10 protein-coding genes are annotated in these 16,169 nt (G+C 50.4%); all 10 read right to left on the bottom strand.

Annotated features, from left to right (window positions below):
• Window positions 1-27 precede the first annotated feature (27 nt).
• Entirely contained in the window at window positions 28-540 is a 513-nt protein-coding gene (locus tag AC4G46_RS16455) for a hypothetical protein (protein WP_491123675.1), read from the bottom strand.
• Window positions 541-734: 194 nt separating this feature from the next.
• Window positions 735-7,091 (bottom strand): S-layer homology domain-containing protein, encoded by a 6,357-nt coding sequence (locus AC4G46_RS16450; RefSeq protein ID WP_491123674.1) that lies wholly within the window; start codon window positions 7,089-7,091, stop codon window positions 735-737.
• 18 nt (window positions 7,092-7,109) lie between these two features.
• Window positions 7,110-7,988 carry a carbohydrate ABC transporter permease gene (locus AC4G46_RS16445; RefSeq protein ID WP_491123673.1) on the bottom strand — a complete coding sequence of 293 codons (879 nt, stop codon included), beginning with the start codon at window positions 7,986-7,988 and terminating at the stop codon, window positions 7,110-7,112.
• Window positions 7,985-8,965, bottom strand: a complete 981-nt coding sequence (locus tag AC4G46_RS16440; RefSeq protein ID WP_491123672.1) for a carbohydrate ABC transporter permease — start codon at window positions 8,963-8,965, stop codon at window positions 7,985-7,987. The genes AC4G46_RS16445 and AC4G46_RS16440 overlap by 4 nt, the downstream gene beginning before the upstream one ends.
• A gap of 39 nt (window positions 8,966-9,004) precedes the next feature.
• A complete protein-coding gene (locus AC4G46_RS16435; RefSeq protein WP_491123671.1) occupies window positions 9,005-10,426 on the bottom strand; it encodes an extracellular solute-binding protein in 1,422 nt (473 codons plus the stop codon).
• 134 nt (window positions 10,427-10,560) lie between these two features.
• Window positions 10,561-13,002, bottom strand: a complete 2,442-nt coding sequence (locus AC4G46_RS16430) for a hypothetical protein (RefSeq protein WP_491123670.1) — start codon at window positions 13,000-13,002, stop codon at window positions 10,561-10,563.
• A 192-nt stretch (window positions 13,003-13,194) separates the two neighbouring features.
• A complete protein-coding gene (locus AC4G46_RS16425; RefSeq protein ID WP_491123669.1) occupies window positions 13,195-14,235 on the bottom strand; it encodes a LacI family DNA-binding transcriptional regulator in 1,041 nt (346 codons plus the stop codon).
• 129 nt (window positions 14,236-14,364) lie between these two features.
• Window positions 14,365-14,880: a spermidine/spermine N(1)-acetyltransferase gene (gene paiA / locus AC4G46_RS16420; protein ID WP_491123668.1), complete on the bottom strand. Its 516-nt coding sequence runs from the start codon at window positions 14,878-14,880 to the stop codon at window positions 14,365-14,367.
• Window positions 14,881-14,909: 29 nt separating this feature from the next.
• Complete coding sequence (locus AC4G46_RS16415) at window positions 14,910-15,362, bottom strand: MarR family winged helix-turn-helix transcriptional regulator (RefSeq protein ID WP_491123667.1); 453 nt, start codon at window positions 15,360-15,362, stop codon at window positions 14,910-14,912.
• A gap of 193 nt (window positions 15,363-15,555) precedes the next feature.
• Window positions 15,556-16,167 carry a sugar O-acetyltransferase gene (locus tag AC4G46_RS16410; RefSeq protein ID WP_491123666.1) on the bottom strand — a complete coding sequence of 204 codons (612 nt, stop codon included), beginning with the start codon at window positions 16,165-16,167 and terminating at the stop codon, window positions 15,556-15,558.
• Window positions 16,168-16,169 lie beyond the last annotated feature (2 nt).

Here is a 16,169-nt window from a genome sequence, read left to right as displayed (position 1 = left end):
CACGGGCTTCTGTTCATTCTTACTATATTAATCTACAGTTATAAGGTTATCATAATGTGAGCCGTCTCTGATATTATCAGCCGACAGCCATTCATAGTATGTAAATCCTAGTTTCTGGGCAATAAAATAAGCCGGTGGCTCTTCATCAGCAAAGTTAACTGAATCAAAAGCCTCTTCCAAGTCTTCTGCTGTATTACCTTGCATTATAATTAATTCTCTTAGCAAAACTAGATCAAGCTCATCTTTCTCAACAACCAGGTCATCCGTCCAATCGCACTTATAATGAGATATGAGTTCATCCTTTTCAAAGATAGATAGTTTCCATCCGTGATCTTCCATATATATGTAATGAACTAATATCCCCGGATTTAGGTCTATAATTGATTCACGGATATCAAATGCCGGCCCCTCAACAATAAAAGTCACCCAACCATTCTTTTCTGGAAAAACAAATCCTGTATTGTCTGATGCTCTAATTAAGTCAATGGCTTTTTGCTGATCAGTAGTCTTTAAATGATAACTTGCACTGAATTCGCTCATCGTTATGCTCCTTAATATGAAATTGAATTGTTTGTCTATAATTCTGCAAACAAATACTAAATCCTGTTGATTGTGCCCGATTATACTGGAGGTTAGCTTTGAAGCATACGGCAGACTAATGGCCTTTGCATATGGACACAAAAAATCAGCCTGTTGAGAGCATAACTCAGCAGGCTGATTAGTGTGTTAAGTTACTATTCCGATTGAACCAGCAGCCGGTAAATTACAACCGCTGCCTGCGCACGTGTAGCATTCCCTTGAGGATCAAAGCGGCCGTCCGGCAATCCGTTAATCAGGCCCGCGCTGCGTACTGCTTCTACTGCCTGTAGAGCATCAGGCTGAAGCTGCTTGGTGTCCGTAAACGAAGCTGGCAGTGTACCAGCATCTGAAGTTAACGGAACCTTCAAGAGACTGGCAAGCCGGTAGATCATTACAGCCATTTCCTGGCGGGTAATCTGGTCATTGGCACCGAAGCTGCCGTCCCCTTTGCCGTTTACGATCCCCAGCTTCTGGGCACTGGACACAGATTCACTGTACCAGGCATCCGGGCTTACATCACTGAAGGTAGACACCGCGGTCACATCCAGAAGATCAAAGGAGTTCATCAGAATCTTGATAAATTCTCCGCGTGTCACATTGGCTCCAGGCTTAAAGGTGCCTTCAGCCGTACCGGCAATAGCTCCTCTCGCTGCAAGAGCTTCAATACCTTCAGTAGCCCAGCCTGCATTCACCAAATCAGTAAAGGCAATGTTTGAGTTGTGAACTGTATAAGTCCCATTATGCTTCATGCTGAATTCCAGCATTCCCGCAGCCGCATCGTATTTACCGCCGGCAACGGCATGGGTTGATCCGTCTTCAAGCAAGCTGTAAGCCACGACCTGATGAGCTTTATCGCCTGCTCTGAGCGAATACGGCAGCGCCAGGCGGATACCTTGTGTCTGCAACACTTCTGCCGGAACAGCCACACCGTCAATGCTTAGTGTAACTGTGCTGAATGACCCGGAACCAATTACAGTATTCGCTGTGCTATCTCCGGAATGAACCTGAAGTGTAAGACTGCTGCCAGCAGTAGATTGCCAGAAGCTCTGCGGGAGGATCACGACAGCAGAGCCGGTATCCAGCTTCACTGTGGTTACCGCTGAAGATCCTGCCAGTGCCTTAATAGGAAGTTCTACAGCCACTTGCTTCGCGGCAGCCGTATCCAAGTTCACTAAAACAGTCAGCGTACCATTTGGAAGCTCCTTCGCAGCAGCTTCGATCTCACCAGCAGTCAGCTTCACAGCAACCTTACCATCCACCGGTGCAGAAGGCTGCAGCCTGATTGTGCCCTTATTCACCGCAGGTGTCATACTCGGCGACGGTGTAGGGCTGGCTGTATTAGTAACTGTACCTCCTGGTATAGCAACAACCGGTGTAGCCGTTGGCGATGGAGTCGGAGATGGAGTCGGAGATGGTGTTGGCGTCGGTGTGGGTGTTGCTGAAGGTACCAGCTGCAATCCCGCAATGGCTGACTTCAGCCTGCCGAGAGCCTCATCAATCTCCTCCTGCTTTGCAGTCCCGCTCTCCAGCAGCTGTACGGCATGAATGACAGCTGCTGCAAGCGGCTTCCAGCTTGCTTCCGTATACAGCTCCTGCTTCAATGCTTTAGCCGTAGCCAGCTGCTCTTCGAGCTGAACGGTGTTAACCGGAGTCTGAACAGTGGTCAGCGCCAGCGTATAGGTTGATGTTGTTACTTGATCTGTTCCCGTTACTTTAACCTTATAGCCTGTTTTTAGTTCCGTTGCCAGAGTAAGCAGATCACTTTCATAAACCGCAAAGGTAACTCCAGCCCGTACGGTTAATCCCTCTTTCAGCTGATCCAGGGTAGTCGTTTCAGGCACGACGATTTCTTTAGCTACCTGATCCAGTGAACCGCCTGGAATTGTAATGCCTGTAATAGCTGCACCATGGTCAGCTACAGGTGTCAAAGCTTCAAAAGCATTTTTGAGGGCTTTATATGCGGTGTCGATATCCCCTTCGGTTGAAGCATCGTTACCATAAACGGCTTGTGCGGCCGCAAGAGCAGCTGCCAGAGCCTCCCACTGCGCTGCAGTCCCGTCGTAATTTTCTTCATTTACCGCCGGATCGGCAGCTGTATCGATTGCAGTCTTGAGACGTGACTTGTCGTATTTGACATAGATCCGGCAGCTTGCCCGCAAATCACTGCCTTCAAGCTTGCCAAAGATCACAAAATCCGTCGCAATCGTCAGCTTGTTCTCCGGAATTTCATCCCAGACCACATCCGCTTGCCCTTTGGTGTTGTCTGCATAAGTTACAGTCACTTTGCCTGGCAGAACCGGCATAACATTGACTGTAGTGCTGACGGAGACAGACTCAACAGCAGTGATAGCACCGTGATCGGACGGCAATGGCTCCTCTCCGCCTGCTTTTGCGGAAATCGCCCGCCACTCCTTAAGCCCTGTGAACGAGCCGCCCTGCTTATCCATGCTCAGCCGCAGTCTGTCGGTTGTGATTTCATTAAAGGTTACTTCATTAAATGCGTTTTTGGCCATTTTCTTCTCGCTCAGACCGCTCACCGGCTTGAACGCACCAGCCGTACTGTCCCAATATTCGAAGCGGTAGTCGGACGGCACCATTACGCCGCCTCCGTCATCGAAGAAGTACAGAGAGCTGCCGGACAGAGTCACCGGACGCTTCCAGGTATACTGTACCCAGTGGCTGTTACCCGGTCCGCCCCAGTTTCCGTACTGGGTTTCGATGGACTTGTCATTCAGATTATTGGAATTTCGCGGAATATAACCGTCGTTAATGGCATAGACCGATTCCCATGCGGAAGTATAGGATGCGCTTGGGACTGCCAGCAGCGCAGCATTTCTATAGCGCAGATTGTTAATGGCCGTCCGCAGCCGGCCTGTCATATCCTGAATATCCTGGAGGCTGTACTCTGCAGAAGCCAGCAGCGCTTTGGCATCAGTCAACACGGTTTGCAGCTGCTGCCAGGATTCAGGTGTATAGTCATCCTGATTGCGCACAAGCGGGCCGAGCGGAGAATTTTTGGCCGCAAATTGGGTGATCATCGCTGACAGATCCGCTGTCGCCACGAATACCGTTACCAGCACTTCAACCGTAGTCGCCAGCTCTCCGTCACTGACGGTCAGCTCATATTTGTATTCTCCGGTAGCCTTGAATTTTGCCTTCAGCACGGCCTGATTCAGCACCGGCGCTTCAACTACGCCTTCACCGGAAATCAGCTTCCACTCATAAGTGAGCTTGCCGCTTGGCAGACCATCATCCTGAATGACTGGTACAAGGGTCAGCGGCGCATCCTGCTCCACCTTCACCGGTGTCTCAAGAATGACCTTAGGAGCACGGTTGGCCGCAGGCGTAACGTTTAAATTGTTGTTGTAGATCTGAATTTCTTTAATTCCGGTCGAGTAACCGGAGGCATGAGTAAAGCTTACCCGGAGGGCAGCAGTCTCCACCGCTTTAAACTCAACATTATTGTAGTTATCGGCAACATAATCCGGATAACGGAACTGGCCCTCTCCAGGTCTCCAGGTCGTTCCATCCTTATCCAGATACTCCACACCAAATGTTTGAGGAGCACTATAGCCGTTAGGGCGGCGGTCATTGTAGAAGTATACCTTTACATTATCCACTGTCTTGCTGCTGCCCAGATCAAAGGTTACGGAATCTGACGGATTGGGTGAGCTGCCAAACAGCGCCGTATTGGATGTATGCGTAATCGAGGCAATGGTCGAGCCGTCGGCGAGCTTTTTCACATCAGAACCGTTTCTGATATAACTTGCTTCAATCTTGGTGTCTGCTGCAAGCGCAAGATTCGTGCCGTTATGAACGACGTCAACGCCCGCCTTATTAAACATGTCTACTGCCTTTGCATTATCTGCAAGTGTTGTCTCATCAGCCGAAGCCAGCGTGACTGCACTGCCTTTTTCAAAAAGAACCTGAGTATTCGTGTTATCCCCTACTGCACCTGCAACGTCTCCCGTTGGTTTGGTTACTTTGCCGGTAGCTGTATCAAACAGGATATGGGACATCTCGTTAGTAGACAGCACGCGCTCACCATTAATGAACAAGGAGTAACCGGCCGGGATACCTGCATAATAAGGATTGCTGTCACTGTATTTAGCCGGGTCCTGCCAGACAATTGTCAGGTCAGCATCATGGTAGCGCACATTGTCTACCGCAAAATGGTCATAATCCACATTGATCGGCCACAGCTCGATAATATCATCCGTTCGCGGCTGCAGTCCGGCCATGTCCTCCAGTACGGTGTAATTCATCATGCCGAGTGTATCGTGGTGAATCCAGGCACGCACCATTTTGCCGCTCGGGTTCGGAGGGTTGTCCTTGGTCCATGGTGTGCCGAAGAAATAATCCTCCAGCCAGAAAAACTCATTGGAATCCAGATGATCCGTATTGCCCGGCTCGACGGTATGCAGCCATGCGCCCCAGTCAAACAATGTTTTATAAGTGCTGCTGTCAATATTATTGACCGGATAATAGCGCAGGGACGCGCGGACGGTATTGATATAATTGCCGAAGTTACACCAGGCGAACTGGTCTGTGCCGAAGGCACTGGTCTCACCCTTTTTGAACGCTTCTACACGCTTCATAATGCTGTTCTGGTCAGCTGTGAAGAACGGGAAAATCGGATAATAGTCAGGATCGGCATAATCATACAGCTGGGTCAGATATTTGGGATCGTAGCCGCTTTCGCCTGCTTTTGGCACCACACCAAAGTTGAAGACGAACATGTTGTTGTCACGCCACGGGTTAAATACATCCTTGGTACCTTCTACTTTTTTGTGTAAAAAGCTGCCCTCCCCGTTAGTATCGGCTACACCGTCACCGTCAAAATCACTCTCGTCATACCACATGCCCGTAAGCACGGCCCGCTGGATTTTACCGGCAATCTCCTTCATCTGTGCGGCCTTTGCTGTATCGCCGAGCTGTTCGTACATCTGCTGCGCAGCCACTGCGTTGGCATATGCTGTTGCTGATCCGTCAAGACGGGCATAATTGCCGCCGCCTTTCCAGTGCATCGAGACGGTATCGCCGTCATTGCCGGTAATCGGGCCGTGGTTGTAATAGACCAGATTCGGATCATTGCCTTTAAAATGGGCCAGCGTGCCGGTCACATCATTAGCCGAGAAATCGGCAAACTTCTTCAGCACCTTATCGCCGCCGCCGTAGATTTTATAAGCCTCCCAGCCGACCTGCGACGAGTTCTGCATCATATCCCAGGTCCAGATGTTAGGCCGCCCGGGGTTATTCTTATAGTTGGCGTTCTCGGAATATTCGCCCTGTGCCAGCCAGGTGCCGTAAGCATAGGACGGATCACGCAGCCACTTCAGATCCTGCATCGCCCAGGGGACGCTGACTGTGATGCCGTTGTTATAGCCAAGCACGCCTTCCATGTTCATCGGAAACTGCCAGTCATTCCCGGGAATGTTAGCCTCGAGCAGATTAAAGCGGTTACACCACCAGCGGTAGTAAAGCACCTTTTTCACATTTTCATCAGGAATGTCAATGTAGGGGATATTCTGGGCCCACCACTCGTTATACTGCTTGACCTGATCGGCAAAAGCCTGATCATTACCGGCTTCCTTGAAGGCGGCATACTGTGTTTTGGAAGCGGGAATCTCTTCGGCCAGCCAGCCCATCACGACCTTCTCATCCACCGAGCCGCCGGCCGGAACGGTAATTTCTTTGACCAGCTCACTGCCGGCAGCGCTCATTCCGTCCCCGCTGAGATGTACATCGACATAAGACATGGCCTCCACATACTGCTCGCCGGCTCGTCCAACCATTAGAGGAGCAGCAACCCGGGTGCCGATTAACTCATTACCTTCCGCTTTGCTGACAAACGGGGATTTCACCGTCATTTTGACGGTAACCGGCTGGCTGCCCTTATTAGTCAGCTTCAAGAGTGTTACAGCGCTGTTGTACGCGGATATGAATTTGCGCTGGTTGATCTCCAGCCCGCCGCTGCTGTAGGTCTGATCGCCGTGGCTGGGATAATTTTTGCGCTTGCTTTTGTCCTCGGATAATCCGCCTGTTGAGAGTGAAATGCTGTACATGGTGTCTTTATTCAGCGTATCAGCATAATGCACTGTACCTACGAATCCCAGCTTCGAATTATCCTGAGTCTTCATATAAAGCGCACTGCCGCGGCTGTACAGCGTGTTGGCTCCGCCCTCGTCTCCGGCATCGTCCGGAATTACACCTGTATTGACCAGTAAAGAATCAATCCATGGAAGATCACTGTTGTCCTGCGCAAATTTGGCAAAATCAAAATCCTCGATCGCCTGCATCATCTGCCCGATTGTCTCCCGGCTGAAATCGACCGGCTGTGCTGTAATCTGGTTGCCTTGCTTCCACTTGGCCTCACCGTAATCCGTCCCTACCCCTTCATGCACAAAATCCGTTGTATAATTCGCCGATGCCGGGACAATCCCGGCGTTCAGGGTAACAGCTGTACATAAGGCCGCCACCCACATTTTGCGGGACCACTTTTTCTTTGCCATAGTTGCTTAGTCTCCTCTCTAACCTTTAATTCCTGTCAACGTAATACCTTCTACAAAATATTTGTTGCCGATCAGGAAAAACACCAGGCAGGGAGCGGTGACGACCAGTGCAAGGGCCATGACCTGCTCATAGTTCGGAATCCGCATGCCGTTAACGATATAAAGCCCCATTGGCAGCGTATAATCGGCTTCCGTCTTCAGATAAATCATCGTGTAGAAAAACTCGTTCCAGCAGTTGATGAAGCTGAACAGGGCAACAACAATCATCGCCGGGCGGATGAGCGGCAGCATAATTCTGGAGTAGATGCGGAAATGGCCCGCTCCGTCGATTTTGGCCGCTTCGCTTAACTCCACAGGGATCGTCATGAAAAATTGACGCAGCAGGAATACAAAGTAAGCATTGCCGCCGGCGCAGAAAAAAGCAGGAATAATCAGTGCGGGCTTACCGGCCAATCCAAGTGAGGTGTAAAGTGAAAACTGCGGCAGCAGTGTAACGGCGCTAGGGAGCATCATGCTGCTGATGACCAGCACGAACCACATTCCGCGCAGCGGAAATCTCAGCTTGGCAAACGCATAACCGGCAAAGCTGGTTGTCAGCACCGTACCGATTACATAAGGTACAACAATGGAGACCGAGTTCCAGAGCTGGCGCAGAAACTGGATCCGCTCCAGGCCCAGCCGGAAGTTTTCAATCCCGGGCTCCTTCGGAAAAAAGACAGGCGGACGCGCCAGAATCTCCGTATGGCTCACAAAAGCGCCGCGCAGCAGCCAATAAAGCGGAAATGCGAAGACTACGGCAAGCAGGCAGGAGAGCGCAATCAATGCTGCGTGGATTGCTTTGCTTCTGCTTTTAGCGCGCTTGATACTGGAATATTTCATTACTGTGGCAGTCGTCATCGTCTCACCTTCTTCCTTTTGCCCATGGAATCGTCCCGCTTCAGGGCACCCTGGAAATAGAAAAGTACAACTGTAATAACAAGCGTAATCAGGAATACGATCCATGCTTCAGCTGAAGCCAGCCCGCGCATGCCGACCTGCACAAAGGAATGATCATAAATCATGACATTAATGAAATAGGTCATCCGGTCAGGAGCCCCGTTTCTGGACAGCACGACACTTTGCGTGTAGATCTGAATAGAGGTCATCATGCACATAATCAGCTGGAAGAACAGCACCGGCTTGATTGTCGGATAAGTAACCTTCAGGAATTTATGCCAGGCGTTGCCCCCGTCCATTTCAATGGCCTCCAGCAGCTCTCCGGGAACATCCTGCAGTGTGGCGATGAAGACAACGATGGTCCCGCCGCAGGTCCACAGGCTCATGATGAACAAGGTACTAAAAATCTGGACCGGGTCTGTCAGAAACTCTACGGGCGCTATACCCAGCTGCAGCAGAATCCAGTTGACAAGTCCGCCTTTGGCCTGATTTTGCAGCAGCATCTGCCAGACAATGGTTGTCGCCAGCATCGGAACCACGGAAGGCAGGAAGAAGACCGCCCGCAGCATATTTCTGCCGATGAACCTGCGGTTCAGCAGCAGCGCAACGATCAGGCAAAATACAATAACGAGCACCACATTGACAAACGCATACACGAGGGTTACCGTTATTGATTTTTTAAACTCGGAGCTGGGGTTGCTGAAGATATAGATGTAGTTATCCAGACCGATCCATTCCATGATCTGACTGCCGCTCATAATCGTTATTTTGTGAAAACTGTAAATGAAGCTGGCCACCATAGGGTACAAGGTCAATACGAGAAAACCGATGATGGCAGGCGCAGCGAACAAATAACCGGCAACGGCTTCCTTGGTGGCACCCTTGGCCTGTTTGGGAACAGGGACAGGTGCCGCACTGGTTTTGCTTTCTGGGTTCATCTGTACAGCCCTCTTTTCACATAAAGCGATTAATAAGTGCTAGGATACTTTACCGCTCTCCCACAGCGTCTTGATGACAGGCATGATAGAGTCAAAGATTTCTTTCACGCTTTTACTGCCGGAGAGTGCCTGGTCGATCGATTTCTCATATTCTGTATTCATCTTGAGATAGGCAGGAACGTAATAGGCAGGCCATTGTACTATAGAGTCCTTGGTGGTGCTGTAGCTGAGAATGGTTTCTTTGGCGCTTTCCGGAAGCTCAGAGCTCCATTTATCAACCAGTGCGGCATCGGTATACCAGTCTGCCTGATTCGGCAGCCATGCCCCGCTTTTCAGCAGCTCCAGACTGTTCTCCGGATTAACCATATAGGCGTAGAACTTTTTGGCTTCTTCTATGTGTTTGGAAGTGTTGTACACGACAAGCGGTGCACCGGCGTTCATTGTTACCGCTTTCTTCATTTTCGGCAGGACGCCTACCCCGATGTCTTCATTCCCCTTGATATTCGCCAGATCCCAGGAGCCGCTGATTGCCATCGCATATCCGCCGCTGAGGGCGTCAACCGCCGAACCGATTCCTGTACTCCAGGTATACGTGAACGGGGATGCAACCTTATCCTTGTTGACGAGGTCTGCCAGCTTCTGAATGCCTTCAGCACTTTCCGGGGAGTCCCACTGGAATTCCTTACCGTCCGGGGAGACAATTCCGCCGCCGTTCGCATTTGCCGCCCAGAAATGGTGGAATTCACGCCCTGCGGTGAAGCCCAGCCCGTAATTCTCAGTCAGGTCAGCATTGAAGCCTTCCTCTGCGGCTGTTTTGCCTTTGGAATCCTTGGTCAGCTTTTTGGCATTCGCGACAAAGGTATCCCAGTCCCATGCCTCTTCTACCTTGGTCGGAGGATAGGCAATTCCTGCTTCATCGAATTTGGACTTGCTGTAGAAGAGCAGCTCCAGCTGATTGGACAGCCCCACCCCGATTACCTTTTGCTCAGGAGAATGAATGGTTATGGCAGCCAGCTTCTCAGGAATGCTTCCATCCGTCAATAGATCAGAAATATCGGCCAGAATGCCCATTTCGTTGTATTTCTGGATATCCCCTTCCCCCATGTAGCTGATGTCCGGCAGCTCTCCGGATTGCAGGCGGGTCTGGATAAAGGTGTCAAAGGTCCCGTCCGCCGGCAGTACCTGTGCATTGATCTTGATTCCGGTATCGGCTGTATATTTCTCTGTCGCCGCTTCAACCAGCTTCTTCTGTACATCATCTCCCCAATACAGCAGTTCCAGTGTAATGTCTTTTGCAGCGTTATCTTTGCTGTTCCCGGCAGAATCCGGGGCATTGGTGCCCTCCTTTGCTGCATTGCTGCTGTTGCCCTGGTTGTCCGAATTACCTGTGCAGCCTGTCAGCGCTGAAAGGGCCATGGTCATGGCCAGAGACAGCACCAGCGTACGCTTGCCAACCTTCATCTTTTGTTCCTCCTTTTGATAGAGCTATATAGTTTAAGATAAACGAGTTTAATCGTTTAACTTAAAAACAGGATTTATGCAGCAGAGCCCTGAGTGTCCTGCGCTGCTGCAATTAGGCAAGATGAACTCATATGTTAAACAGTGAATTGTCCATGTATAAGCCGGATCGTCGGCTGCAGTGTACCTTCAGGTGCGCGGAATTCCAGATTATCCTCCAGCATCATATATCTGGAAGGATAGGCCGCATAGCTTGTAATCAACAGGCCATCCTGCTCCTTGGTAATGAATCCGTTGACACACTTCAGCCGGCCGTTGCTGTCCCGGTACAGGTAAGCGGTGGTTCCGAAGCCAAGCAGATACGCTGCCAGCTCCTCTCCCATGTCCCAGTCATCACCTGACACGTCAGCGAACAGTGCGGCGAACAACGGATCACTGGCACCTACAAACACCGACTGTCCAAAACGGTTCCGTGAGAGCTCCGGCATATTCAGGTTCGGAGCAGCCACGCTGTAGGTTGAAGCCGCTTCACCGGGTGCGAGACGGCGCGGCGTTGACCGCACATTCCAGTCGTAACAGTTAAATACAGCCATTGTAGCGCGGTAAGCTGCCTCCAGGTAGGCAGGATCTCCCAAATGCTCATAAGCAAACAGTGCAGAAGAAGCTACCAGTCCGCCCCACAAGGAATGGATCATCGGGGACAGGGCTTCCCACCAGCGGTCAGGGTTCTGCAGCCGGTAGTCATTGCTGTAGCCGATGTTCGCGAGAATCAGCTGGCCATAGCGTGCAGCTTCGGCCGTATTATCCAGCAGGCACAATGCCTGGCACGTCGGGCCAAAACCGGCATTATCATAAAAATGCTCCGTAACCGCCCCGCTGTAATGCCGAACGCCTACACTCATGGACCGGCCGAAGGCTTCCCACAGCTGCTGCAGACGGGAATACCAGACTGACAAGCCCGCTGTCTGCAGGGCGGAAATGAGTTCCTCAATATAGAGAATAAACACACCGTTTAACCGGGATTCGTCCTTTTCACGGCTGCCGGGATGAGAGTCAGGATCAAGACGCATGCACATAACCTCCGCTGCCCATTGCAGATATTCCAGTGCAGGATGCAGCTTTAGCAGTTCATCTTCCATTTGCGACAGTAGGTAGAATACGTGTGCGATATAGTCAAAATCGTAAATCCGGTAAAAGTCTCCATACAACGCCCGCGGCCGTGAGAAATCCCCGTCCTCGAACCAATGGGTGCGTATATCCAGTGCCGCTGCTTGTTCTGCTATGGCAACTTGCCCCGGGACAGGGCCGGTCATTCTATTGTTCATCAGCAGAAAGGCCAGCTTCCCGAGGGATTCCCCCTGATTCGACAGCGGACGGAAGGCGTGGGGGCGTTCTGCGGCGTCTGCGCCTGCATAGCTGTTAGTGCACATCCACTCCGCCCGTTTTCCGAGCAGCGTGCTTACCGGCTCCAGTACGTTCCATACCAGCACATCGCTGCGGCCGTCATCAAGCACCAGCTCCAGCTTGTGCTCACCCGGGGTGTTCCGCCGGAGGGAGACGTTATAAGAGGTTCCTCCGCTGCTTCTCCCGGCCGGTCCGGTTCCGGCAGATTCCGGAATCAGCGCTGCTGTAACATCCTCCAGAATGATCTCTTGTGAATCACCCGGCGCGCTGTATAGCCGCATTTCCTTCACCTTCATACCCTCCGCCATATGTAGGGAAGCCTGAAATACTCCGCCGGCAGGCAGTACGGGTGTATAGCTCCAGCGGGGATGTCCGAGCGTTTCGCCCCGGCGGTAAAAATCCTCCATGTCACTGAACGGAAGAAACCTGTAATCCCAAGTCTTCTGTTCACCCGGTGCCAGACTTAGCGCTCTGTATCCGGAACCATAAATCCAGTCTGCAGCAGCTGAGCCGCTCATGGATGTTCCGTCTTCGACCAGGGACAGCCGGTGATAGAGCAGACCGTCAAGGGAGGGCGACACCTGCTCAAGAAAGCGGTTACTATAACGGCAATAAGAACCGGCCGTCACAGTCCTTCCATCCAGACTGTATATTCCGAGATGCGGACCTTCATTGCTGCGCCGCACAGCGGCGAATTTGGCGAAATCACCGCCAAGATGGGGATGGACAGCGCAGGATTCGCGCATGTTGCGCACAACATTTACATCCCGGAACATAATATAGGCGAGCGATAACCAGACATGGAATCCTTCTACATGAACAGGCTCAGCAGAGGTGTTGGTTAACATGATCTTCCAAATCAGCTGCTCACCTTTCAAAGTATATACCATAGAAAGTTTAATACGTGAAGTATTAAATTCTACAGCAGCCTGGCCGGAACCTTCCTGAGTGATCAGCGGGATAAAGCTGCTGCTGCTCAGCGTCTCCCCGTCCGCTTTCAGCTCCCACTCCCCGAACAGCTTATCTTGATCATCCCCGTAACCCGTCTGCTGTAAATACTGCGGATTCATGACCCAGTTCATGGAGTAGGGATCTTCCTGCAGGACAAGCGACTCTACCGCCCCCCTCCTGTTTAGAGCAATTCTGTACTGTTCATTGCCCAGTATAGCCGTCACGTCATCACCTCTTTCGTATCTGCTGCTAATTTAAACGTTTAAATTGAAAAAAAAGAAAAAATGACGTGAAATCACAACTGTATTCAAAAGATAAGAAAATATAGGTTTGACCAATGCCCCGTCCTTATCTTTCTTACAGAACCGGGTACCGTCCTGTTCAGGACGGCGTAACCGTTTCTACTTGTGTTCACATCATTTATTGTTCAGATCTTTCACGGAGCCGCGCTCAATCAGGCGGCATTCAGGCATCTTCAGCTGCTGCACCTGATTTCCATTGATCAGCTGGTACAGTGATTCCATCGCCTGAAAGCCCATTTCGTGCAGCGGCAAGCCCATCGTCGTAATACTCGGCTGAAGATAGTCGCTGAATTCTCGGTTATCAAAGCCGATGACCGAGAGGTCTCCGGGTATGCTGACACCTCGCTCGCCTGCCATCTGCAGAACCCCGACCACCATCACATCATTCATCGACAGGATCGCTGTGGGCGGCTCTGGCAGGTCAAGCAGCTCCCCAGTCAGCCGGTAGCCTGATTCGCGCTCCCAGTCCCCCATTTTAATCAGCAGAGGTTCAAACGGCAGTTCAAATTCAGTTACCGCCCTGTAATAGCCCTTCAGCCGGTGTCTGGACGGAATAGAGTCCATCAGGCCGCTGATAATGCCAATCCGCCGGTGTCCCTTGCTGACCAGATAAGCCATCGCTTCATAAGAGGCCTGTTCATCATTAAACTGGATGGATAAATTGTCTTGTGTATACCCGTAGGTATAAACAATAGGCTTGCCTTCAACGTCAATAAGTCCGGTCAAATCACGGGTGTGTACACCGATGTAAATGATTCCGTCCACTTGCTTGCGGAGCAGCTCGGATACGGCGTTCGCAGCATACTTGCGGTAAACCTCCGTATCACTGAAATTACGGCCAATCCGCTTATCCAGCCGGAGATTGACAAGCAGGATTTGCAGATCGTGCCGGTCTCCGAAATCATTGATACCATCGATAATCTCCGGTGCATTGAACACTGTGATATCCTCGGCAATTACCCCGATTGTATTCGTCCGGTTACGTTTCAGGCTCTTGGCAATATCATTAGGCGTATAATTCAGTTCTTCTATGGCCTCAGTTACCCTCCGGTGAGTCTCAGGACGCACATTCCGGGTACCGTTAAGCACATAAGAGACGGTAGCAATGGAAACATTGGCCTTGAGTGCAATGTCTTTAATGCTGGTTTTCCTCATAGGGTACTCCTGTCTAAGCATCCGAACCATCGTCCATAAGCTATTTAAACGTTTAGATTTCTTGTGACTCCTAAAACTTACCATAACATTGGCATTTCCGCAAGCCCTTTCATTACAGTAATTCCGGTTTTACAGCACCTTTTCCATAATAAAATCGGTCTGTGCTTCATCACCCATCTGGAAGATATGTGTGCCAGTCTGTACAAACCCCATTTTTTGATAAAATCCGATCGCCGGCCCGTTCTTCTCCCATACTCCGAGCCAGATCCGGGTTTTGTTGTGCTTGACGGCGTTATTAAGCGCATGGATAATCAGTTTTTTTCCAAGCCCCATTCCATGATATCCGCTGCTGATGTAGATCCTCTCAATTTCAAGTGTGTCCGCACCCATAGCTTCGGATTGGGCTTCATCTATGTTTAGCTTAAGATAGCCGGCAGGCACCCCGCTAACCATGGCAAAAAAGAACTCCGAACCCGGCCTTGTCAGCTCCTGCTCCAGCTTTTCGGCAGAAAAAGCCTTATCCAGATAATGCTTCATGACCTCCGGCGAATTCTGGTCTTTGAAGGTCTCATCGAAGGTTTCAATACTAAGGGCTTGAAGTTCCTTCAAATCGCCCTGGGTGCATTGTTGGATTGTAATATTCATTTCGTTAGCAGCTCCTTTACTTTATGCAATCAATATTCGCGTTTAATGCCCTTCTTTACCGATTCCCAGTCCATTTCCACATTCTTTCTGACCCGCTGCAAAAGCTGGAACAAGACCTCTGTTTCCGTTTCCGATAATCCCGCCAGAGCAACGTTGTCCGAATGTGTATGTTCCCTCATGATAAAAGGAAAAACCTGCTCTCCCTTAGCAGTGGGAAAAAGCCGGTTAATCTTCCGGTTATGCGGATCATCTCTCTTCTCAACCAGACAGTTACGTTCAAGCTTCTGAATCGCCCGGGCAGCGGTAGTACGGTCAACCTTAAGCATTTCAGCTACCTTCTCCTGTATAATACCCGGGTGCTCACAGATGCGCACGAGGTAGAGGTATTGTCCTTTTGTCAGGTCGAATTCTTTAAATTCTATATTGCTGATCGAATCAAGGGCTCTTGCAATCATCCCGATTTCACGCAGAATTTCCTTCATGGCGGGCGCTCCAATCCTTTTTAATATCATTAATAATATCTCTTGTTTGTTGTAAATACAACAATAAATCAAAGTGATTAACAGGATTAATTCAAACCACCCGCATCATTTAGCAAAAAAAATGCATCCGCCTGTCAGCAAGCCGCCAACAATACAGATGCACTTTGCAGTAAAGCCTATGGTTCCTTTTTGCCTAACGGTAATCCTCGACATCAAACTCCCTGTCCTTGAAATAATATTTCCGGTCCTCTTCCGTAATCTCACGGATCACTCTACAAGGATTACCTGCGGCAATCACATTGTCCGGAATATCCTTCGTTACCACACTGCCTGCTCCGATCACAGCATTGCTCCCTATTGTAACTCCCGGAGTGACAACCACATTTCCGCCTATCCAGACGTTGTCACCAATCGTGATAGCAATACCGTACTCATAGCCTGAGTTCCGCGAATCAGGGTGAATCGGATGGCCTGCTGTATACAGAGATACATTAGGCGCAAACATCACATTGTTTCCGATCGAGACCTTACCGACATCCAGAATTGTACAGTTGAAATTGGCATAGAAATTGTCGCCTGCTTCAATATTCAGGCCGTAATCGCAATAAAATGGAGGCTCTATGTGTACTCCCCTGCCGGCCTTTCCCAGAATGCTGCGGATGAGCTCCTCCTGTCTGGCCCGTTCATCCGGGCGCAGCTGATTGTACTGCTGAACCTTCCGCTTGTTTTCGGTACGCTCTTCCATCAGACCATCCAGCCAGGCTTTATAAGGCAATCCGGCCAGCATACGTTCCTTTTGATTCATTG

It is taken from the genome of Paenibacillus sp. fava2, assembly GCF_058313675.1.
The sequence above is the reverse complement of the archived record's forward strand: the minus strand, read 5'-3'. Positions and strand labels throughout refer to the sequence as shown.